Origin of the sequence: Labilibaculum sp., assembly GCF_041595635.1 — a bacterium.
In the GTDB taxonomy this organism is placed as follows: domain Bacteria; phylum Bacteroidota; class Bacteroidia; order Bacteroidales; family Marinifilaceae; genus Labilibaculum.
Map to the genome: position 1 here is coordinate 16,694 of NZ_JBFHJW010000039.1, position 23,252 is coordinate 39,945.

Below are 23,252 nucleotides of genomic sequence, written 5' to 3' on the forward strand. Positions count from 1 at the left end.
TAAATATACTCTTATGAAAATAATGAAATTTGCCGCCATAGATATCGGATCCAATGCAATCCGATTGTTATTTATGAATGTGCTTGAAGAAGGCGGTAATGCTCACTTTAAGAAATCGTCGCTTGTTAGGGTTCCTATTCGTTTGGGAGCTGATACATTTATCGATAAATATATTTCTCCGGATAAAGCTGAAAAATTAATTAAAAGCATGAAAGCATTCCGCAGTCTTATGGATGTTCATGAGATTGTAAATTATCGCGCCTGTGCAACATCAGCAATGAGAGAGGCCTCAAATGGTGCTGAAATTATTCAGCGAATTGAGAGAGAATCCGGAATTAAAATTGATGTAATCAATGGAAAAGAGGAAGCTAGCATCATTTTTGACAATAAAATTGCCGACACTCTTGACCCTACAAAGGATTACCTATACGTGGATGTTGGTGGTGGAAGTACAGAACTAACGCTCTTTTCGAAGGGAATTTGCAAATTCTCTGCTTCATTTAATGTGGGAACTATTAAGATTCTCAGAGATTGTGTACCTAAAGATGAGTTTGTTCGAATAAAAGAATGTTTATTAGATCTTTGCCCAAATTGTGAAAACATTGAAATCATCGGATCGGGAGGTAACATCAATAAATTGGTGAAATTATCAGCTCCTAAAAAAGAAAAATTCATGAGCTATCAGGAATTAAAGGGCATTTTTTACGATCTAAAACAATACAATCACGAAGAACTGATGATTAATTACGATCTGAATCCTGATCGTGCTGATGTTATTATTCCAGCAGCAACCATTTTTCTAAGTATCATGGAATGGGCTAGTGCTGAAAAGATTCACGTTCCTAAAATTGGGGTTACCGATGGTATCGTTCATCAATTGTATAAAGAATATATTTCGAACAGCCTTTTAATGGGCTAAAAAAGCAATTCTTTTTCCTAAATTTGCAAGGTTAATAATTTCTATATTTTGAACTATTTCAATTTCAACCTGAAATAGTTCATTTATTTTAGCTTGAAGTTGAAACTCAACATCTAGCTAATCAATAGCAAGAAGGGGAAAAACTATGTTGCAAGGGAAAAGAGTTGCATTCTACACCTTAGGATGCAAGCTTAATTTTTCGGAGACCTCCACAATTGGTCGGTCATTTAAAGAGTTGGGCTTCGAAACAGTAAAACATACCGAAATAGCGGATATTTATGTCATAAATACTTGTTCTGTTACGGATCATGCTGACAAAAAATGCAGACAAGCCATTAAAAAAGCAATAAAGACCAATCCAAATGCTTTTGTTGCTGTTGTAGGATGTTATGCACAACTTAAACCTGAAGAAATTATTGCAATTCCAGGTGTCGATCTTGTTTTGGGTGCCAACGATAAATTCAATATTCAAAAATACATCGATCATCTGGAAAAAAAAGGAACAGGAGAACTTCACCCATGCGAACTTGCATCCATAAAAGACTTTCACTTTTCCTATTCAATGGGCGATAGAACCCGATGTTTTCTGAAAGTTCAGGATGGTTGTGACTATTTCTGCACCTATTGTACCATTCCATACGCTCGCGGAAGGAGTAGAAATACAACCATTAAAGAAACTGTAACACAAGCCGAAAAAGTAGCTAAAGAAGGTGGCAAAGAAATCATTCTAACAGGTGTAAACATAGGTGATTTTGGGAAAAGCACGAACGAAAACTTTCTGGACTTAATTAAGGAATTAGATAAGGTAAAAGGCATTAGTCGTTACCGAATATCTTCTATCGAGCCTAATCTTTTAAGCAATGAAATCATCGAATATGTTGCTCAATCGGAAAAATTCGTGAATCATTTTCACTTGCCACTTCAATCAGGTTCCAATAAGGTTTTAAAACTTATGAAACGACGATACGACATAGAACTTTTCGCTCAACGTATCGAGAAAATAAAATCATTGCTCCCCGATGCCTTTATTGGTGTTGACGTAATAGCGGGCAGCCGAGGTGAAAGCGAACAAGATTTTGAGGAGGCTTACTCTTTCATTAAAGAATTACCCATTAGCCAATTACATGTTTTTCCTTACTCCGAAAGACAAGGTACAAAAGCCTTAGAGATCAAAGAAGTAGTTCCTATTCCAGAAAGAAAAAGAAGAGCTAAAAGACTCCAAATTTTATCACAAAAAAAATTAAGAGCTTTTTATCAGGAAAACCTAGGCAAAACAGAGGAGGTTCTTTTTGAATCGTATAACGACAATGGTAAAATGTATGGATTCACAAGAAATTACATAAAAGTGGAAATTCCTTTTAATGAAAACCTTAGTAACGAATTAACATTTACTAACTTGCAGGAAATAAATGAAAATTCGCATGTGAAAGGAGTTGTTGTTGATAAAACGCACTTCAATTTAAAGCCCATTTTGAACCAAAATCAGTAACAAAATGACCGACCTAAAAGAACTATGTTTTCAAACCAATGATATTGCCAGAAAAGTTGGTCTTTTTATTAAAGAACAGCAAAGCAAAATCAATTCAGATGCAATTGAAGTAAAAGGAAAGCACGATTTTGTCACTTACGTGGATAAAACTGCCGAAGAAATGATCATTCAGGAACTTAAATGGATTCTTTCCGATGCAGGTTTTATTGCCGAAGAAGGTACTGAAACAAAACGTGGCGAGCGCTACAACTGGATTATCGATCCTTTGGATGGAACGACAAACTTCATTCACGGTTTATCTCCTTTTGCCGTTAGCATTGCACTTCAGGAATATGATGAAATCGTATTAGGTGTAGTTTATGAAATTAGTCTTGATGAATGTTTTTACTCGTGGAAAGGAGCCAATAGCGCTTACCTTAATGGCAAAACCATTACAGTTTCCAATGCACTAACAATTGATTCAAGTTTAATTTCAACAGGTTTTCCACTATCTGATCACAAGCAGTTGCAAAATTTCTTGGCTTCACTGGAATACTTCATCATCAACTCGCATGGAGTAAGGAGACTGGGTTCTGCAGCAACCGACTTAGCCTATGTTGCATGTGGTCGATTCGAAGTTTTTTATGAATACAACCTTCACGCCTGGGATGTGGCCGCAGGTGCATTTCTTGTAGCGCAGGCTGGTGGTAGCCTTTGTGATTTTAAAGGCGGTAACAACTTCATTTTTGGTAAAGAAATAATTGCCAGCAATACAAAAATTCATTCCGAATTCAAAAAAGTTGTCCACAAATACATGGTTCAGTAAACAGATCGCTTTAAAATAGTATTTGCGGCAAACAATAAAATAGCACATTTAAATGATTAAATTCCTCTCCTACATAGTATATGGTATCGTAAAATTAATTAGCTACCTGCCATTATCTGTACTTTATGTTTTTTCAGATTTCATTTTCCTCATTGTTTACCACATTATCCGCTACAGAAGAAATGTTGTTACAGAAAATCTCAACAATTCTTTTCCTGAAAAATCAAAAGAAGAAATTCATAGCATACGGAAAGAATTTTACCACCATTTTTGTGATATTTTTATAGAAACAATAAAATTGTGGACAATCAGCGAAAAGGAAATAAAAGAGCGCTGTAAATTCCTAAATCCTGAGATATTTGACCTTTGTAAAGAAAAAGACAAGAGTATTATTACCGTTTTAGGTCATTATGGAAATTGGGAGTGGCTAATCTCATTTTGTGCATGGCGAGATGCAATCTACTTACCTATTTACAAACCTCTTCACAACAAAGTTTTTGATAAGATGTTTCTTCAAATTAGAGAACGATTTGGCGCACGACCACTAGCCAAGGATGACACGCTACGAACAATGCTGTCATATAGAAGTAAAAAAGAATATACTGCAACTGTTTTTATAGGTGACCAAACACCCAATAAACGAAACCTTAACTATTGGACAAAATTTCTAAATCAGGATACTCCTGTACTTTTGGGAACTGAAAAAATTGCGAAAAAACTAGATCAAATCATCGTATTTATTCATATGAAAAAGCTAAAAAGAGGCTATTACGAAGTCGAATTTATCCCTCTTTTTGACAATCCAAAAGAAACAGCTAAATTCGAAATCACAGAAAAACACACTCGTATTTTAGAGGATATCATTAAAGAAGATCCAGCATACTGGTTGTGGTCGCACAGACGATGGAAACACAAAAGACAAGCATCAAATTAATCAACTACAGCAGTTAACACATCCTATAAAGAATGAATAGAATTGGAATCGTAATCCTCAACTGGAACGGAAAAGAATTACTCGAAAAATTTCTTCCATCGGTGGTGAGCTGCTCAAAACGAGAATGGGCTGATATAATTGTTGCAGACAATGCTTCAAGTGATGAATCTATTTCATTTTTAGCAGAAACATATCCAGATCTACAGGTAATAAAGCTGGATAAAAATTATGGATTTGCTAAAGGATACAACAAAGCACTAGAGCAACTTTCCCATGCCTATTTTGTCCTTTTAAATTCGGATGTAGAAGTTACAGAAAATTGGCTCGATCCTATTTATAATCAGTTTGAAAACGAGCCAAACATAGCTGCAGCTCAACCTAAAATTAAAGCCTACCACAATCAAAGTGAATTTGAGCACGCTGGTGCTTCTGGAGGTTTTATCGACTATTTAGGCTATCCATTTTGCCGCGGCAGAATATTGGATCAGATCGAAAATGATCACAATCAATACAACTCCGAAATTGATATTTTCTGGGCAAGTGGTGCGGCTCTTTTCATTCGTGCCAACGTTTATAAGCAAACCGGCGGATTGGACGATGACTTTTTCGCCCACATGGAAGAAATTGATTTGTGCTGGAGAATAAAAAATCAAGGACACCGGATAATCGCAGAACCAAAATCGACAGTATATCATGTTGGCGGAGCCACTTTACCATATGACAGTCCCAATAAATTATTTTTAAATTTCCGCAACAATTTATTTCTGTTGCATAAAAACTTACCTGAAAATAATTTTTGGCCTATCCTTCTGCAAAGAATGATATTAGATGGTGTCGCAGCTCTAAAATTTCTTGTGAGTGGAGAATTTGCAAATTTTTATGCGGTTTTTAAAGCTCACCTTTCCTACTATTCTATGATTTCAAAAATCAGAAAGAAAAGAAAACATTTAGTTCCTCTAGTCATCAAGAAGGAGCACAAAGAAATGTATCACAACAGTATCATTTTTGATTTCTACTTAAGAAAAAAGAAACATTTTTCAGATATCAGCTTCTGAAACACTAGAATCTAGTTGGCTCCGGTAAATTTGAGTCCTATCACTGATACCAACAACAACAGTAAAAAGAAAATTCGAGCAAAATGAACAGGCTCACTAAACAAAACAATTCCTAAAATTGCTGTTGTAAAAGCTCCTATACCAGTCCAAACCGCATAAGCTGTACCTAAAGGCAAGGTTTTTATCGCCAAAGCAAGAAAGTACAAGCTTATTGCCATTGCTACAACAGTTAGTAAACTAGGCCACAACTTTGTAAACCCCTCGGCATATTTAAGACCAATAGCCCAAACAGCTTCAAATAAACCCGCAACAATCAAATACACCCACGCAATAGCCATACCTATAATTTTTCTATAATCTGTTCCAAACGAATTCCTCTCGATCCTTTGATTAGGATATACTGATTAGACAATTGTCCTTTTTCAAGATCCACAATCAAGTCTGAGGTATTTTTAAAAGTTTTAAATTCGGGATTTGTATTCACAGCAGTAAAAACCTCTCCAACTAAAATCACATTCTTCAGATCCTTGCTTTCGAGTAATTTTATAAGCTCCAAATGTTCCTTATTCGCATCAGCACCCAATTCCAACATATCCCCTAAAATAAGAACTTTGCTACACTGAGACATAGCAGCAAAATTTTCAATTGCCGCTTTCATACTGGTTGGATTGGCATTATAGGCATCCAAAAACAACACATTTTTCTCGGTTTTCTTTAATTGAGAACGATTATTACTTGGTTCATACTCCTCTAATGCCTTTTTAATTGATATTTCATCAATGTTAAAAAATCGGCCAAGTGTGACTGCAGCCAGGGCATTTTCGAAGTTATAAGCACCTATCAACTTTGTTTTAATGTACAACTTTCCAATTGCCGATCGAAGCTCCATAATCATATAAGGTTCGGCTTGTAAAAATTTAGCTTTTGAAAATGCCTCCTCACAATTACCATAGCGAACAATCTCCTGATCATTTACCATCTTTGCTAAATATTGATTATCGGCATTTAAAAAGACTGTTCCTTTATTTTCAAAGAGAAAATCATACAATTCCTTCTTGGTTTTCCTAACACCAGCGAAGGAACCAAAACCCTCCAAATGAGCTTTCCCCACATTTGTTATGATTCCAAAATTTGGCTCTGCAATTTCACACAACTGACGTATTTCACCAGGATGGTTCGCCCCCATTTCAACAATTCCAAATTCGGTTTCCTTATTCATCCTAAGAAGTGTTAAAGGCACACCAATATGATTATTCAAATTCCCAACAGTAGCTACCGTGTTGTACTTTTTGGTAAGAACAGCATGCATTAACTCTTTAGTGGTTGTTTTCCCATTGGTTCCCGTTATAGCCAACAAAGGAATATTCAAATGTCGTCGATGTTCTCGTGCCAGGTTCTGGAGGCAATCCAACACATTTTCCACTAGAATAAATCGCTCATCAATGGCATATTCTTTTTCATCAACAATAGCATATTTACAACCTTTATCAAGAGCTGACAAAGCGAATTTATTACCATTAAAATTCTCGCCTTTTAGAGCAAAAAACAGTGAATTAGATACAACCTTTCTGGTATCTGTTACAACATTTGGAAACTCTGTAAAGAGTGAATAAATATTTGACAATTGCATGGTGCACTTCGGTTTAAATTTGACAAACGAAATTAGCAATTTCCAACAAAAAACCCCATCCTTTCTGGATGGGGTTTCAATATATTTGAAGATAATCTACTTTGTTCTTTGATTGGACGGATTTCCTACATGTGTCATTGCACATCGGAAACCAATGTCATCACGTGCCTCTTTCTGGTTTAGGAATCGACGAGCACTTGGTGATAACCAAAAAGCACGATCTTTCCATGAACCTCCTTTGTATACACGAGAATTATCAGTTATCATTGAGCTAAAATCACTTCCGCCCTGACCTCTTCCCTGCACATACATACGGCTAGAACCACCACTCTGATGCTCTGGATTGTTCCAGGTATAATCTGAGACGATACTCGATTCTACATCCCCATCACGATAGTTTCGATTATCTGCAGTTTTGTAGTTTTCACGTCCCACTAATTCTTCATCTTTCTGATTTCTATAACGAAGTTTACCAAGACTATCTTTCTCGGCAACATTTCCTTCCTCATCTGTAACTACTGTTTTAAAAACATTTCCTCGATAAGGATTAAATTCAGCAATATCTTCTGCAGACATCGGACGGTAAACATCAGCAACCCATTCGCTAACATTTCCTGCCATACAATACAATCCAAAATCGTTAGACCAAAATGAATTTACAGGAACAGTGATATCTCCACCATCATTTAAAGCTCCGGCGGTACCCATATAATCGCCTCGTCCACGTGCAAAGTTAGCCATCATCTGACCTCTAACTTTTTTCTGATCATTTCTTACCCAATGGCCATTCCAGGGGAAGATTTTACGATCGGTAATTCGTTCTTCCTCTGAATTTCCAATTAAAGCGGTTGCTGCATATTCCCATTCTGCTTCGGAAGGTAAACGATATTTAGGAAGCAATAGCCCATCACTCCAACGCACAGATCTTTCTTCATTATCGGGATTCAAATCAGGAAGATTTTTATTTACCGCACCATCATATAGTCCTGCTAAGTAAGCTTCAGTATTAAAGTTATTTTCATCACGCTGTGTTGGATCATCATTCAAAATCCCTTTTTCGATGAGAATTCTTTCATTCACACGATCGGTACGCCACTCGCAAAAATCAATCGCTTGCTCCCAACTAACTCCTACTACTGGATATTCACCATAAGCTGGGTGACGCAGGTAATTATTTACATAAGGCTCATTGTAAGCCAACTGATCACGCCAAACCAAGGTATCAGGTAAGGCCTTCTTATAAACCTCAGGATACGAAACGTATACTCTTTTAATCCAATGTAAGTATTCTAAATAATCAACATTTCGAACCTCTGTTTCATCAATATAGAAAGAAGGAACTGTAACCCTTCTTGGCACATTATTCCAATCATACATCACATCCTGTTGTGTTCTTCCCATGGTAAATGTACCCCCCTGAACAAATTTCAGTCCTGGACCTGTCTTCTGCTGGAAACCGCTATGATATTCAAAGCCTCCATTATCAGGATCATTATAAGCCCATCCGGTGGTTTTAGATTTTTCTCCCTTTCCTACAAGTTTTTTCACTTTTGAACAAGATGGTAAAATCATCAGTGAAATTGCAAAGACAAAGAGAACAACGCTCGATTTTAATTTCATAATAGATTGAATGTAGTTTATCTCAAATATACTTAACTCAACAAATATAACTAAAAGTGTGTAGAGTTTATTGTATTTTATTTTACTTTTTTACAAAATTATTTAACATTTTCAGCAAGAAATTCAGATCTAAATAAAAGTATAACAATATATTCCATCATTTCAAAAACACTCACATTACTCTAAACATCTGACGCAAAACAGATTTTAAAAATGAAACAACTTAAATCTAGTATATGGTCTTTCTTTTATCTTAATATATTTTCTCGTCTTTATCCTAAGTTTTGCTTATTTTGCATGTATCTCCATTTTTAGTAATCATCAAATGGTTTCTTGTAATTTTTTTTGCTTTGTTTATGCGTTACTTAACCCTTATATTTCTGTTGCTTGCAAGTACTACTAGCTTTTCACAGACCACTGATCCAATTGATTTAGAGTGGAGCGAAAGTATCATTATCGATCCTTCTGGTGAAACAATTACTACCTTGAGTTTTACAGGCGCTTCTTTAAGCAAGGATAACTCTTGGTTACCCGAATATTCAATACTTCAGTTGATAGGTTCGGAAGACGAACTATTTACTGTTGAAATATTTGATACGGAATTTAAATTATTAAGTTCCACAGAAAGACAACTTTTAAAAAATAAAAATATCCCTTCAGAAATAAATCCTGTTATTCACTCACTTACCATCCGTAAACAAAACTACCAACAGGTTAAATTTATTCCCATTCGAAAAAACCCTTCTACTGGAGAATACCAAAAACTCATTCAATTCTCATTAAAATTCAATAGAGTAGGGCAAACTAAATCGAGTTCACTAAGCAAGTCTTACCTTACCAATTCCGTTCTTTCATCTGGAGAGTGGCTAAAAATTGCAGTAGATACCACTGCTGTTCACAAGATTACCTATACTCAACTAAATGAAATGGGTATCAACAAGCCTGAAAACATAAGAGTTTATGGATCAGGTGGCGGCATGCTTTCAAAAATGAATTCGGACACTAGTATAGATGATCTGACCAACAACCTTATATACATGAGCAAAGGAAGTGATGGAATTTTCAACTCGGGTGATTTTATCCTTTTCTATGCCAAAGGACCCAGATCATGGGAATATGATGAAGATTCAGATGAATTTATTCATGAAAATCATTTGTACTCCAACTACTCCTACTATTTTTTAAGTTCCGACATGGGAAATGCGACTACAATACCATCTGTAAGCTCGTTGAGCGCATCAAACGTAACAGTGGATGGCTTTGATGACTATGCTGTATTTGATCAAGACGAAACGAACCTTTTGGAAAGTGGCAGACTTTGGTTGGGAGATAGTTTTGATGTAACCACGAGTTATTCGTACTCATTTTCATTTCCGAATTGTAAAACCGATAGTCCTATTCTTATTCATACAGATTTAGTCGCGAGATCCTCATCTGCCTCAACTTTTCAACTTGTTTCTGAATCAACGAGTATTGGCGAAATAGAAATTTCATCGGTAAACACAGACAGTTATACCTCCAATTACGCTGAAGAAGAAGAAACAACATTCACTAATTTTACACCTTCCTCATCGAATTTCGAATTGAGCCTGGAATATGAAAAAAGTACGGCTTCGTCGGAAGGTTGGATCAATTTTATTCGTGTAAATGCAAGACGAAATTTAATTTTCACAGGCAGTCAAATGGCATTTCGAGATGTAAAAAGCGTAGGAACTAACAATAAGGCACTATTTTCACTACAAAACTCAAATGCCAACACCCTAATTTGGGACGTTAGTTCACCTCAAAACATTCAAGAAATTAATGGCAATTACTCCAATGGAGCAATTTCATTCATAGCAGATGCCAGCCTATTAAAAGAATATGTTGCCATCAATCCCAATGGCAATTTTCCAACACCTGTAAGTATAGGAACTGTTCAGAATCAAAATTTACATGCACTCGATCAGACTGATATGATCATTATTAGCCCTTCTAAATTCACATCTTACGCAAGTAAAATAGCCGATTTCCACCGAACAAATGACGATTTGGAAGTACTTATTGTTGATCCTGAGCAGATCTATAACGAATTTTCATCAGGAGCACCCGACGTAAGTGCAATTCGCAATTTCGTGAAAATGATATACGATCGATCTGCAAGTGAATTGGAAATGCCAAACTATTTACTGCTTTTAGGAGATGGTTCTTATGATAATAAATCTGACAAGGAAAGTAATACCAATCAAATATTAACCTACCAATCGGAAAATTCATTAAGTCCAACACAGTCTTATGTAACGGATGATTTTTTTGGTTTACTAGATGATGATGAAGGAGAAGCAAGCGGATTGGTAGACATTGGCATTGGGCGACTACCGGTAAATACATTAGAAGAAGCACAAATTGTAAGCGATAAAATTGTGAACTACAACAGTTCTAACTATGGAGATTGGCGAAGTAAAATCTGTTTCGTGGCCGACGATGAAGATTACAACACACACATGAGAGATGCAGATAGTTTAGCTGTTCAAATAGAAAACAATTATCCACAATACAAAATTCAAAGAATTTTTCTTGATGATTACGAACAAATTACCAATTCTGCAGGACAAACATATCCCGATGTAAATGAAGAAATCCGTGAAAGCGTGAATAATGGGAGATTGCTAGTTAACTACACAGGCCACGGAAATGAAAATGGTCTCGCTCATGAATATATCATGATGGTAGACGATATTACTGGCTGGGAAAACCCAACCAAACTGCCTCTTTTTCTTACAGCAACATGCGAGTTTAGTCGTTTTGATAATTACGCCAAAGAATCGGCAGGAGAATTGATTCTCTTGCGAAATGATGGAGGTGGAATAGGCTTATTCACAACAACACGTTTGGTTTACTCTTCGCCAAATTTTAATTTGAACCAAAATTTTTACAATTATGCTTTTGAATTAGATACCGATGGGAATCACCTTCGCTTGGGCGATATCATGAGAAAAACAAAAAATGCAACCAGCTCAAGTATCAACAAAAGAAATTTCACCCTACTGGCAGATCCTGCACTTCAGCTAAATTATCCCGAACATTCAATCAATACAATTCAAATTAATGATGTTGATTTTAGTGAGACAAGTGACACTTTAAAAGCATTAAGCACCATAAAAATTTCAGGGCAAATTATTGCCAACACAGGAGAAGAAATCACCGAATTTTCGGGTACAGTCTATCCTACTGTTTATGATAAAGAAAGCCTTCAGACAACCTTGGGGAACGACGGAGATCCTTTTGAATACACGAGTCAGAGCAGCGTAATTTTTAATGGAAAGGCCACTGTGAGTGAAGGAAGTTTTAGTTTTAGTTTTTTTGTACCCAAAGATATTAACTACCAATATGGAAGAGGGAAAATTTCCTACTATGCAAACAGCGACAATTCGGATGCAGCAGGATATACAAACTCCATTATTATAGGTGGCACAAATCCTAATGCAGCCGATGATGAAACAGGACCAGAAATTGAATTGTACATGAACAATGAGCAATTTATAACTGGCGGAACTACCGATTCTTCTCCCCTTCTGTATGCCATTGTTCAAGATTCCAGCGGTATAAACACGCTAGGAAATTCCATTGGTCATGATATCACGGCAATATTGGATCAAAACAGTGACGAATCCATTAACCTAAATTCTTCCTTTGAATCTGATCTTGATAACTATCAAAAAGGCACAATAAGCTATCAACTCACAGATTTAGAAACTGGCGAACATGAAATACAGCTGAAAGTATGGGACAACGTTAATAATTCATCGGAAAATACAATAGATTTTATCGTTTCTGATGATATTGATCTTTCAATAACCCACTTGCTCAACTACCCAAACCCATTTACCACAAACACCGGCTTTTATTTTGAGCACAACCAAGCCTCACAAGAATTGGATATTTTAATCCAAATCCTAACAATATCAGGTAAGTTAATTAAGACCATTGAAACCAGTACAACATCTTCCTCAAGTCGGGTTGGTCCCATTGAGTGGGATGGAAAAGATGATTTTGGCAACTCCATTGGTCGAGGCGTTTACTTCTATCGTGTAAGAATTAGAACCAATGATGGAAAAACTGTGAATAAATTCCAAAAATTAGTGATTCTCAAATAATAAAATCAAACAATAAAAGTTTAATTGAATATATTTGTAACACATTATAAGAATTAATTATGAAATATAAATTTACTCTAACCTTAGGTCTTTTTGCCTTTTTTCTATGCTCAAACCAACCCTCGGCACAGGCCCAAAGTTCAACTTCGGGATCCAATTACATCTCTACCGCAGTTCCTTTTTTAACCATTACGCCAGATTCAAGGGCTGGAGGTATGGGTGACGTAGGTGTAGCAACTTCGCCAGATGCAAACTCGATGCATTGGAACCCTTCAAAATTTGCCATGATTGATGGCGACTATGGGATTTCTGCCTCCTACACACCATGGCTAAGAGAATTAGTGGATGATATGAGTCTATCTTACCTTACCGGATATTATCGTTTGGATAAGAATCAGGTAATTGCCTCTTCGCTTCGATATTTTTCGCTTGGAGAAATTCTATTTCTCGAAAATGCTGATGATATTGCTGTATCAAGAAATCCAAACGAATGGGCTTTCGACGTCTCCTATTCAAGAAAATTATCAGATCAACTATCAGGAGGAATTGCCTTTAGATATATCCGTTCAGACCTAACCCAATCGCAATATGTAGAGGGTCAGGAAACTCAAGCAGGAAATGCTTTCGCCGCAGATATTTCGGTATACTACCAAAAAGAATTCAGCCAGAACCGTAAAAAAATGCTTTGGTCCTGGGGGGTAAATATTTCCAATATCGGCTCAAAAATCAGCTACACAACCGATGATGAAAAAGAATTTATACCTACAAATCTAAGACTTGGTTCAGCCCTTAAACTTGAGTTAGATAAATTTAACTCAATAACCATGGCAGTTGATTTAAATAAACTTTTAGTTCCAACTCCATCAGACGGTTCTATTGATGATAATAGTGCAAATGTAATTGTAGGAAGCGAAACCTCTAACGAATCTGTTGTAAGTGGAATTTTTAGTTCGTTTAGCGATGCTCCTGGAGGAATGAGCGAAGAATTGAAAGAAATAGCTTGGTCAGTTGGTATAGAGTATTGGTATCAAGAACAATTTGCACTAAGAACAGGTTACTATTACGAAGATGAAGACAAGGGAGACCGAAAATATTTTACGGCAGGATTAGGGGTTAAACTAAACATGTTTGATTTGGATTTTTCTTATCTAATTCCATCCTCGCAAAATAATCCATTAAAAAACACAATGCGCTTTACTCTTGCCGCTAACCTAGATGAAATTTTAAAATAGATGAAAATTAGAGTAGGATTTGGCTACGATGTTCATCAATTAGCCGAAGGAGAAGAATTTTGGTTAGGTGGAATAAAGTTGGCACATAGCAAAGGTTGCATTGCCCATTCAGATGGTGATGTTCTAATTCACGCCATTTGTGATGCGTTATTGGGAGCTGCAAACCTTCGTGATATTGGCTTTCATTTTCCGGATACATCGAATGATTTTAAAAATATAGACAGTAAAATACTCTTAAAAAAAACGGTGAAATTAATTTCCGAGAAAGGTTTTTCTATTGGGAATATTGATGCAACAATTGCCTTGCAACAACCTAAAATAAAGCCTAAAATTCCAGAAATGCAGCAAGTCCTTTCGCAAGTTATGGAAATTGATTTAGACGATTTGGCCATAAAAGCAACCACCACCGAAAAACTAGGTTTTGTGGGAAGTGAAGATGGCATTGCCGCTTATGCTACCGTTCTTATTCAAAAATAAAAACGCATTCAATAAAGAGAACCTTTCTGAATCCAATTTCAGAAAGGTTTTTTTAGTCATAATAAATTTAGTATTTCGAGCTCATCTTCATTGTTAATTACTCCGATTTACTATATTTGTTGTATATAGATATATAAATATTTAATTCATTATGATATGAGAAAAACAGTTGTAATTGGTGCTAGTCTAAAAGAAGACAGGTATTCAAATCAATGTGTAAGATTACTACGCGAGCATGATATCGAAACCATTGCTTTAGGTAATAAGGAAGGACTAATTGCCGACGTACATATCCATACAGACCGTCCACATACCAACAAGGTTGAAACCGTTGCGATTTATCTCTCTCCAAAAAATCAGGAAAGTTATTACGATTATATTATTGGTTTAAAACCTGAAAGAATCTTATTCCCTCCAGGAACAGAAAATCCAGAATTTTATACAAAAGCAAATGCTTTAGGTATAGAAACAGAAGAAGCTTGCCCTTTGGTAATGCTTAAAACGGGAGTTTATTAGACGAACAAGAAATAGAGAGATCGAATGCTACTCGAAAAGCAGATTGTAATAACGAGCTATCTCTTCTTCAACTTGAGAAAGACTAATAGCTCTGCTTTTTCGCAATACCTCTTTTCCATCCAGGTAAACAAGTAAAGCAGGATTGGTATATAAGCCGACTTGAGCAGCAATTTCTGGCTGTAACGAAGTATCTGAATGAAAAGCTTTCAGCTTTGGAAATTCCTCTTGCATCATTTGTTCAATTTTGGGTGCTAACACTTCACAAACAGCACAAGAAGGTGCTGAGAAGTAGATGTAAAAAGACTCTCTTTTTTCTTTAAGAATTTCCAATTCGGATAAGGACAAATACATAAAACAATTATTGTTTAAAATAACAACTAAAGAAATAAAAAGCAGAAGTAACTTCCAAACAGAAAAGAATGATTTTTCAATTCCCAATCTGAATTTTTAAGACAAAAAAAACTGTTTCAATTTCTTGAAACAGTTTTTTTTATTCGGGTAAAGAATCGTACTACTCTTTTTTACGACTTCTTCTTTTTGGCTTTTCAGCAGCAGCAATTTTATCCGCTTCTTCTAAGCTATTATCGTAATCGACAATGTATTTATCAACTAGAATACGTCCGCAATATTCGCAAACAATAATTTTCTTACGAGAACGAATATCCATTTGACGTTGAGGTGGAATTTTATTGAAACAACCGCCACATGCATCACGCTCAACAGTTACAACAGCAAGACCATTTCTTGCATTGGAACGAATTCGTGTGTAAGCAGTCAGTAATCGCTCTTCAATTTTTCCTCTAAAAGAAGCAGATTTTGCCACCAATTTCTCTTCTTCGATTTGAGTTTCCGATACAATTGCATCAAGCTCACCCTTCTTGCCTTCTAAATCTGCTTTTCTCTCAGAAAAAATTCGTTCTGAATTTTCAATGATGGCTTTTTTATTGGCAATTTCTGAAGTAAATTCTCGAATTCTCTTTTCACACAATTCAATTTCTAAATTTTGAAATTCAATTTCTTTTGAAATGGAATCAAATTCACGATTGTTACGAACATTCATTTGTTGAGCTTCATACTTTTTAATCAGTAAGCCAGCTTCCTTAATTTCTTGTTTTCTTTTCGCAACCGTTTCAACCAAATCTTTTACTTCATTGTTTAAGTTGGCAATCCTAGTATCAAGACCAGCGATTTCATCTTCCAAATCCTGAACTTCTAAAGGAAGTTCTCCTCTTAGCGTTCTAATTTGGTCTACTTCAGAATCAACACACTGCATTTCGTACATTGTGCGTAATTTTTCTTCTACTGAAATATCCTTAAAATCTGAAGCCTTTGGATCTTGTGTAGTCATATGTTTTACAAATAATTTATTGGATTCGAATTTATCTCTGAAATATGAACCGCAAAGTTAGGGAATTTTTTTGTAACAATCTCATAAAAAATATCTCTCGTAAATTGTTCACTTTCATAATGTCCTATATCGGCAATTATTATTCTGCCCTCGGCATCAAAAAACTCATGATATTTAAAATCACCTGAAACAAAAACATCTGCTTTTTGGCTGATTGCCTTAGGTAATAAGGAGCTTCCACTCCCACCACATACGGCAACCGTTTTTATTTTTTTCTTACTGATATCGGTATGCTTAATGCATGCCACACCAAATATTTTTTTTATTCTTTTTAAAAAAACAAGAGCTTCTTCAGGCTCATTCAGCTCTCCAATCATACCTAATCCAACCTGATTGTTCTCTTTTTCGAGTTGATAAACATCAAAAACAGGCTCTTCATACGGATGGTTTTTCAACAGAGATGCGCATACTTTACTTTTTAAATGCTTTGGACAAATCGTTTCAATTCGAACCTCGGGTTCAAAATGCAACTTTCCTTTCTCTCCAACAAAAGCATTGGTTTCCGCACCTCCTCGAAAGCTTCCGCTACCATCTAAAGAATAGCTGCATGAGTCGTAATCCCCAATACTTCCTGCTCCTGCCTCAAAAAGAGCATTTCTAACTTTTTCGGCATAATCGGTAGGCACAAAAGTAATCAACTTGTACAAATCATTACTAACAGGCGATAAAATCCTTTTGTTTTGCAAACCTATCAAATCACAAATTCGATCATTAACTCCTCCTTTTACCGAATCGAGATTGGTGTGAGCGGCATAAATAGAAATCTTATTTTGAATGGCAAGAATAACGGTTCGCTCCACATAGTTATTACCATTAAATCGTTTTAAGCCTTTGAAGACAATAGGATGGTGAGCAATAATCAAGTCGACTCCTTTTTGTATGGCTTCCTCAACTACACTTTCTACCACATCTAAACAAATAAGAACACCTTTAATTTCGGAGTCATAACTGCCAACAATCAAACCAGCATTATCATATGACTCCTGATAATTCAGGGGAGCCATCTCCTCAATAGATGAAACGATATCTCTTACTTTCAATTTCAATATAATTTATGGATTATAATTCTTCTTTTATTTCAAGAAGTAGATCTTTTATTTCTTGTAAACGAGTAACAACTTCGAAATTATTCTCTGTGTCCTCTTTATTCTCTTTCAACTTAAGTTGCGCCCCCTTAAGTGTCATTCCTCTTTCTTTTACCAAATGAAATATCAAATGAAAATTATCGATATCAGCTTGTGTAAAAAAACGATTCCCTTTCTTATTTTTTTTTGGTTTAATAATATCAAATTCCTTTTCCCAAAATCGAATCAATGATGTGTTTACCTGAAACATATCAGCTACTTCGCCTATGGCGTAATATAGTTTTTCGATTTTTTTTTCTTTGTAAGGCACTGTTGATATAATTTAAATTTAGAAGCCAAAGAAGTAGTTTATAAAGAATCAATTCGATTGATAACCAAAGTAACAAATAAAATGGCACGAAATAATTATTTCGTGCCTCTTTTTTATGTTTTCCTGTTTTAGTTAGATAGAACTAATCCATTGTTTGACCAGTATTTGCAGCATAGGCAACCATACTGTCATATTCATCGGCTGTTAAATCGTTAAAATAGTAGTTGATCGGATCGACAGTTCTATTATTTTTTCTCACTTCATAGTGAATATGAGGTCCTGTTGAAGAACCTGTGTTACCCAAAAAAGCAATGACCTCTCCTCGTCTTACCTTTTGTCCTTTTTTAACATTATATCCATTAAGGTGAGCATAAACCGTTTTATACCCATAACCGTGATCGATGACCACTTTTTTACCGTATCCTCTTACTGAATTACATTGAACAATCACTCCATCGCCTGTGGCATAAATTGGTGTGCCAATTGTTCCATTAAAATCCATTCCATCGTGGAATTTACGAGTTTTGTAAATTGGGTGAATTCTCCAGCCATAACCAGATGAAATTCGTCTAAAATCTTTTATTGCTATAGGCATAACAGCTGGAATGGATGCCAGCATTTCAAACTTATTTTTCACCATTTCCTCTACCGAATCGTACGATTTAGATTGCACGTAAACAGATTTTGCAATCTGATCGATCTTTTTACTGGTAGAAATAACAAGTTCTGAATTATCTAGATTTTCCAAATAGGAATATTGGTTGATTCCTCCGGAACCAGCTTTTCGAATATTTGAATGAATGGGTTCGGCTTCAAAAATTACTCGATAAATATTGTCATCTCTTTGCTCAAGATCACTAAGCACGTTTTCAAGCTTTCCCAATTCGCTATTCAGACGATTGTATTGCGCAAGTAATTGCTGATTTTCACGAATAAGGGATCGTTCTTTCGGGGAACCAAAAAAGTAAAACAATACTACAACCATAACAATTGCAAGTACTGAGCTTGAAGCCATATGCTTAAGAACGTTAATAATTCTCGTCTTAAAATTAGCTTCTACTTTTTCGTAACTAATAGACTCTGGGTTAAACCGATACTTAGTCTTCGCCATGTAATATTTTTAGTTTTTATTTATGGAAAAAGCCGAATTTTTTTCTCTCCACAGTCAACAAAATTAAGGAAATAATCTAACTTTGCAAGCTAAGATTATAAATCAGACAGACACAAAATATCATAACCAATGAATTCCAACGAAATCAGACAGGCATTTTTAGATTTCTTTGCCTCAAAACAACATAAAACAGCTCCTTCTGCACCTATGGTTATTAAAGACGATCCGACTTTAATGTTTACCAATGCTGGAATGAATCAATTCAAAGATCTATTTCTTGGCAACTCACCCATTAAATACAAAAGAATTGCCAATTCGCAAAAATGTCTTCGTGTTTCTGGAAAACACAACGATTTAGAAGAAGTTGGACATGATACTTACCATCATACCATGTTTGAAATGTTGGGCAACTGGTCCTTTGGTGATTACTTTAAGGAAGAAGCTATTTGTTGGGCCTGGGAACTTCTAACCGATGTTTTTGAACTACCCAAAGATAGATTATATGCCTCTGTTTTTGAAGGAAGTGATGATGATAAATTGGGTCGCGATGACGAAGCTGCTAAAATTTGGAGTCGATTTTTACCCTTAGAACAAATCATTAATGGAAACAAAAAAGATAACTTCTGGGAAATGGGTGAAACAGGTCCTTGCGGTCCTTGTTCTGAAATTCACATTGACTTAAGAAATGACGAAGAACGTAAATTGGTTGCTGGTCGCGATTTGGTGAATCAAGATCATCCTCAAGTAATTGAAATTTGGAATCTTGTATTCATGCAATACAATCGTAAAGCAGACAGTTCGCTCGAAGCTTTGCCTCATCAGCATGTAGATACAGGAATGGGATTTGAGCGTTTATGCATGGCCATGCAAGGAAAAACATCTAACTACGATACTGACGTATTTCAGCCAATCATTCAAGCTATCGCAAAAATGAGTGCGAAAAAATATGGCGAAAACGAAGATGATGATATCGCTTTACGCGTAATTTCAGATCACATCAGAACCATTGCTTTTGCTATTACCGATGGACAATTGCCATCGAATAATAAAGCGGGTTACGTAATCCGAAGAATTTTAAGAAGAGCCGTTCGTTACGGATATACTTTTCTTGGCTTTAAAGAGCCATTTATGCACCGATTAATTCCTACATTAATTGAAGTGATGGGAAATCACTTCCCAGAATTGGTGAAGCAACAAAACTTGATTGAAAAGGTTGTAATGGAAGAGGAAAACTCTTTTCTACGAACTCTTGAAAATGGAATTCGCCTTTTGGATCAAATCATCGAAAAAACGAAATCGGAAGATTATAAGGTGGTTTCTGGTAAATTAGCTTTTGAATTGTACGATACCTACGGATTCCCTCTAGATTTAACGGAATTGATTCTGAAGGAAAAAGATTTAGTTGTGAATCGCAAAGAATTCAACGACGAAATGGAAGCTCAAAAAAATCGCTCTCGCTCGGCTACTTCGGTTGATACTGGTGATTGGATTGAAATTGTAAAAGATGATGTTGAGGAATTTATAGGATACGACTACCTAACTGCCGATGTAAAAATTACACGTTATAGAAAAATATCAGCCAAAGGGAAAGAGCTTTTCCAATTGGTTTTTAACCTAACTCCTTTTTATGGAGAAAGCGGCGGACAAGTTGGTGATTCTGGTTATATCGAAGCCAATGGAGAAAAAATTTCCATTAACGATACAAAAAAAGAAAATGGACTGATTGTTCACATCACCAAAGAGCTACCCAAAGATCCTACCCTTACTTTTAAAGCCGTTGTTAGCAACAGCAAACGAACCTTAACAGCCAACAATCACACTGCTACTCACCTAATGCATCATGCATTGCGAGAAGTTTTAGGAGAGCATGTGGAACAAAAAGGATCGCTGGTAAATCCGGATCATTTGCGCTTCGATTTTTCTCACTTTCAAAAACTAAGCGAGGAAGAAATTGCAAAAGTAGAAGAAATAGTAAATGCGAAGATTCGTGAAAATATTTCCATCGATACGAAAAACAATATCCCAATGAGCGAAGCAGTTAGCCTGGGAGCAATGGCTTTGTTTGGAGAGAAATATGGCGATTTGGTTCGCGTGATCAAATTTGGCGATTCGGTAGAACTTTGCGGAGGAACTCACGCTGAAGCTACCGGACAAATTGGATTCTTCAAAATCACTCAAGAGAGTGCTATTGCCGCTGGTGTTAGAAGAATTGAAGCTATTACTGCTGTAAAAGCAGAACAATTCATCAACGATAAGTTGAATACCTTAAAGGATATTGAACGCATCTTCAAATCAAATCAGAATCTGATTAAAAATATTACTGATTTGATGAATGAAAACTCAGGTTTAAAGAAAGATTTGGATGGTTTTATTAAGGAACGTTTAAAAATCGTTAAGAATAACCTGAAAGGAAATATCTCGGTAACGAATGATGTTAACATTATTGCAGAACCCGTTAGTGCTACCAGTGCTGGCGATATTAAGGATATTGCCTTCCAACTGAAAGGAGAAGTTGCCAACCTTATATTTATTTCGGGTGCCGATTTAGATGGAAAAGCAAACATCACCATCATGTTCTCGGATAATCTGGTGAAAGAGTACGACCTGAATGCCGGAGCCATTATTCGTGAAGCTGCTAAAGAAATTAAAGGTGGCGGAGGCGGACAGCCTTTCTTTGCATCAGCAGGTGGTAAAGATCCTAAAGGCATTGAAAAAGCGATTGAAGTGGCCAAGAAAATGGTTCTTCATAAGATTGAAGCCTAAGCAGAAATCAATATACAACAAAACGCCGTTTCAGATCGAAACGGCGTTTTTTTTATTCCCTACTACTGCTGACTGTAAGTATGAACGCTAAACTGTGCTGATGGCAAATAATTCACACCAAACCAGCAAATCAATAATATCACGAAAGCAAGCGCCAAAATCCATAAAGAAGATTTGTACTTTGAAGGCAGATGATGCCGGCGATGAATATAGACCAAATACCCCAACCAGGTAATAAATGCCCAAGTTTCTTTCGGATCCCAGGTCCAATAATGCCCCCAGGCTTCCTTTGCCCACAAAGCTCCGAAAAGCAATCCTAAAGTCAGAAAGGCAAAACCTAAATAGACCAAATTATCGGCCATGAGCATTACCTTAGCTTGTAATTCTCCTTTGTATTCCTGATACAAGCCTCTTATTGCCACTAAAGAGGAAGCTGCTAAAAATGCATAGGCAAAAATATAAACCACCACATGAGGCACAAACCAGGGACTTTGCAAGGCAGGCATTAGGGTCTTTGAAAAATTATCAGGATTCAAATAATTAATAAACAAGAACAAAAGCGACAAAGCCAAACTATAGTAAAGCATCCAATTGTAGCGCCATCGATAATAGGTAATAAAACCAATTAGTGGCAAAAAGAAAGCATACCACAAACGTGTTTCACCCAAAGTTCGCAAAGGAGGACGTTCTAAATTCACCCACAGAAAACCAATAAAAAAGGCTAGGCTCGCAATTCCCAAAAGAACAAGCGCATTGCGAAGCAACTCCCGTTTGGGAATAAGCATTGCCAATAACCATGTGCTTGCACTAAGTCCTGCAGCCCATAAAAAATGAGTCCATATCATCATTAAAATCTTTTAATTCGCATTTCTAAATACCGCTTTCAACACTATTTTTCCTGGTGAGATTTTCCAACTTTATTCCCACGCCAAAATAGGTAAACCGAACCGATCATCATCATAAAAACACCGATGTACACAAAAATTTGCCAAGGATCTTTTACCACTTCTACAATACTTTTAGTGGAGTAAATTCCCATTTTTTCATCGTAGCTTAACTGATAGATCTTCCATCCATCCACCGTAAAGGGTTTATTAACTTCGATAATTTCATTCTGTTTATTTCCATCAGGGGTGAAAATTGTAACATCAGAAGAGAAGCGTTTGGGTTCAGGAACAGTCATAACTAAAGAAAAACGATCGTCTATTTTCAGGGATTCGTGCGTACGATTAAAACTCCCACAACTGATCCATCCCTCTACACTATCCTGAGCTGAAATCACTTTCACCTTTGCAGCTGGTGCCGCACCCAAATCGGAAAGCCGATAGTATCTTTCTCCGGCCCGACCCGATGTCTGGTAAAATTCTTCCACCTGTATTTTCCAATTGTGAAGTTGGCATCTTAGCTGATCCTCTATCATGATTAGGGAAGGTTTGCTGGCTTCGTAAAGCATTCCTGTTTCGTTTTCGACAACTGCCATTTTAGGATGAAATTCTTCAATCTGAAAATCGTTTAATCGGATGGCTAATGGCAGTTCGATGTACTTTCCCTGTTCGTTATAGGCTCTTCCTTCAATTTGGTTTTCGTACAAATCCATGCGCAATCGCTGAAGGTCTCCAGATCCTAATCCGGCTGCAAATACCGTAATCCAAAGTCCTAAATGGCTACAAATAAATCCCCAGTTTTTCCATTTTAAAGGAATCATTTTATGTATAATTACCAATGCCAATACGAAAAGCAAATAGGTATTGATCAACAAAAA

General features: G+C 36.2%; 20 protein-coding genes. 10 read left to right on the forward strand and 10 right to left on the reverse strand.

Annotated features, from left to right (window positions below):
* The first annotated feature begins 13 nt into the window (after window positions 1-13).
* From ABYT26_RS11710 to ABYT26_RS11730, 5 genes are all read left to right on the forward strand, one after another.
* A complete protein-coding gene (locus ABYT26_RS11710) occupies window positions 14-919 on the forward strand; it encodes a Ppx/GppA phosphatase family protein (RefSeq protein ID WP_372754072.1) in 906 nt (301 codons plus the stop codon).
* 145 nt (window positions 920-1,064) lie between these two features.
* Window positions 1,065-2,408 carry a tRNA (N(6)-L-threonylcarbamoyladenosine(37)-C(2))-methylthiotransferase MtaB gene (gene mtaB / locus ABYT26_RS11715; RefSeq protein WP_372754074.1) on the forward strand — a complete coding sequence of 448 codons (1,344 nt, stop codon included), beginning with the start codon at window positions 1,065-1,067 and terminating at the stop codon, window positions 2,406-2,408.
* Between the two features lie 4 nt (window positions 2,409-2,412).
* A complete protein-coding gene (locus tag ABYT26_RS11720) occupies window positions 2,413-3,213 on the forward strand; it encodes an inositol monophosphatase (protein WP_372754076.1) in 801 nt (266 codons plus the stop codon).
* 52 nt (window positions 3,214-3,265) lie between these two features.
* On the forward strand, window positions 3,266-4,147 hold the full coding sequence (locus tag ABYT26_RS11725) for a lysophospholipid acyltransferase family protein (protein ID WP_372754078.1): 882 nt from the start codon (window positions 3,266-3,268) through the stop codon (window positions 4,145-4,147).
* A 32-nt stretch (window positions 4,148-4,179) separates the two neighbouring features.
* Window positions 4,180-5,202 (forward strand): glycosyltransferase family 2 protein, encoded by a 1,023-nt coding sequence (locus ABYT26_RS11730; protein ID WP_372754080.1) that lies wholly within the window; start codon window positions 4,180-4,182, stop codon window positions 5,200-5,202.
* Between the two features lie 11 nt (window positions 5,203-5,213).
* Here the strand turns inward: ABYT26_RS11730 and sugE are convergent, their stop codons facing one another.
* The 3 genes from sugE to gldJ all read right to left on the reverse strand — a co-directional run bounded on the left by sugE (window position 5,214) and on the right by gldJ (window position 8,452).
* Window positions 5,214-5,534 (reverse strand): quaternary ammonium compound efflux SMR transporter SugE, encoded by a 321-nt coding sequence (gene sugE, locus ABYT26_RS11735; protein ID WP_372754110.1) that lies wholly within the window; start codon window positions 5,532-5,534, stop codon window positions 5,214-5,216.
* 8 nt (window positions 5,535-5,542) lie between these two features.
* Window positions 5,543-6,832, reverse strand: coding sequence for a UDP-N-acetylmuramoyl-tripeptide--D-alanyl-D-alanine ligase (gene murF, locus ABYT26_RS11740; protein WP_372754082.1), 1,290 nt, complete (start codon window positions 6,830-6,832; stop codon window positions 5,543-5,545).
* A 96-nt stretch (window positions 6,833-6,928) separates the two neighbouring features.
* The gene (gene gldJ, locus ABYT26_RS11745) at window positions 6,929-8,452 is read right to left on the reverse strand and encodes a gliding motility lipoprotein GldJ (protein ID WP_372754084.1); all 1,524 of its coding nucleotides are present in this window, start codon (window positions 8,450-8,452) and stop codon (window positions 6,929-6,931) included.
* A gap of 356 nt (window positions 8,453-8,808) precedes the next feature.
* Here gldJ and porU point away from each other — a divergent pair, with 356 nt between their 5' ends.
* The 4 genes from porU to ABYT26_RS11765 all read left to right on the forward strand — a co-directional run bounded on the left by porU (window position 8,809) and on the right by ABYT26_RS11765 (window position 14,813).
* Window positions 8,809-12,588 (forward strand): type IX secretion system sortase PorU, encoded by a 3,780-nt coding sequence (porU, locus tag ABYT26_RS11750; protein WP_372754086.1) that lies wholly within the window; start codon window positions 8,809-8,811, stop codon window positions 12,586-12,588.
* Window positions 12,589-12,647: 59 nt separating this feature from the next.
* On the forward strand, window positions 12,648-13,820 hold the full coding sequence (gene porV, locus ABYT26_RS11755) for a type IX secretion system outer membrane channel protein PorV (protein ID WP_372754088.1): 1,173 nt from the start codon (window positions 12,648-12,650) through the stop codon (window positions 13,818-13,820).
* Window positions 13,821-14,297 (forward strand): 2-C-methyl-D-erythritol 2,4-cyclodiphosphate synthase, encoded by a 477-nt coding sequence (gene ispF / locus ABYT26_RS11760; RefSeq protein ID WP_372754090.1) that lies wholly within the window; start codon window positions 13,821-13,823, stop codon window positions 14,295-14,297. It abuts the gene before it with no gap.
* A 156-nt stretch (window positions 14,298-14,453) separates the two neighbouring features.
* Entirely contained in the window at window positions 14,454-14,813 is a 360-nt protein-coding gene (locus ABYT26_RS11765) for a CoA-binding protein (protein WP_372754092.1), read from the forward strand.
* 27 nt (window positions 14,814-14,840) lie between these two features.
* Here ABYT26_RS11765 and ABYT26_RS11770 read toward each other — a convergent pair whose 3' ends face one another.
* The 5 genes from ABYT26_RS11770 to ABYT26_RS11790 all read right to left on the reverse strand — a co-directional run bounded on the left by ABYT26_RS11770 (window position 14,841) and on the right by ABYT26_RS11790 (window position 18,727).
* Window positions 14,841-15,164, reverse strand: coding sequence for a thioredoxin family protein (locus tag ABYT26_RS11770; protein ID WP_372754094.1), 324 nt, complete (start codon window positions 15,162-15,164; stop codon window positions 14,841-14,843).
* A 160-nt stretch (window positions 15,165-15,324) separates the two neighbouring features.
* A complete protein-coding gene (locus ABYT26_RS11775; protein WP_372754096.1) occupies window positions 15,325-16,161 on the reverse strand; it encodes a zinc ribbon domain-containing protein in 837 nt (278 codons plus the stop codon).
* A gap of 5 nt (window positions 16,162-16,166) precedes the next feature.
* Complete coding sequence (locus tag ABYT26_RS11780) at window positions 16,167-17,261, reverse strand: Nif3-like dinuclear metal center hexameric protein (RefSeq protein ID WP_372754098.1); 1,095 nt, start codon at window positions 17,259-17,261, stop codon at window positions 16,167-16,169.
* Between the two features lie 19 nt (window positions 17,262-17,280).
* Window positions 17,281-17,616, reverse strand: coding sequence for a MerR family transcriptional regulator (locus tag ABYT26_RS11785; protein WP_372754100.1), 336 nt, complete (start codon window positions 17,614-17,616; stop codon window positions 17,281-17,283).
* 142 nt (window positions 17,617-17,758) lie between these two features.
* Window positions 17,759-18,727, reverse strand: a complete 969-nt coding sequence (locus ABYT26_RS11790; RefSeq protein WP_372754102.1) for a M23 family metallopeptidase — start codon at window positions 18,725-18,727, stop codon at window positions 17,759-17,761.
* A 129-nt stretch (window positions 18,728-18,856) separates the two neighbouring features.
* Here ABYT26_RS11790 and alaS point away from each other — a divergent pair, with 129 nt between their 5' ends.
* Window positions 18,857-21,490 carry an alanine--tRNA ligase gene (alaS, locus tag ABYT26_RS11795; RefSeq protein ID WP_372754104.1) on the forward strand — a complete coding sequence of 878 codons (2,634 nt, stop codon included), beginning with the start codon at window positions 18,857-18,859 and terminating at the stop codon, window positions 21,488-21,490.
* Between the two features lie 62 nt (window positions 21,491-21,552).
* Here alaS and ccsA read toward each other — a convergent pair whose 3' ends face one another.
* Complete coding sequence (gene ccsA, locus ABYT26_RS11800) at window positions 21,553-22,338, reverse strand: cytochrome c biogenesis protein CcsA (RefSeq protein ID WP_372754106.1); 786 nt, start codon at window positions 22,336-22,338, stop codon at window positions 21,553-21,555.
* 41 nt (window positions 22,339-22,379) lie between these two features.
* Window positions 22,380-23,252: cytochrome c biogenesis protein ResB (locus ABYT26_RS11805; protein WP_372754108.1), on the reverse strand; the 873-nt coding region annotated here is incomplete at its 5' end.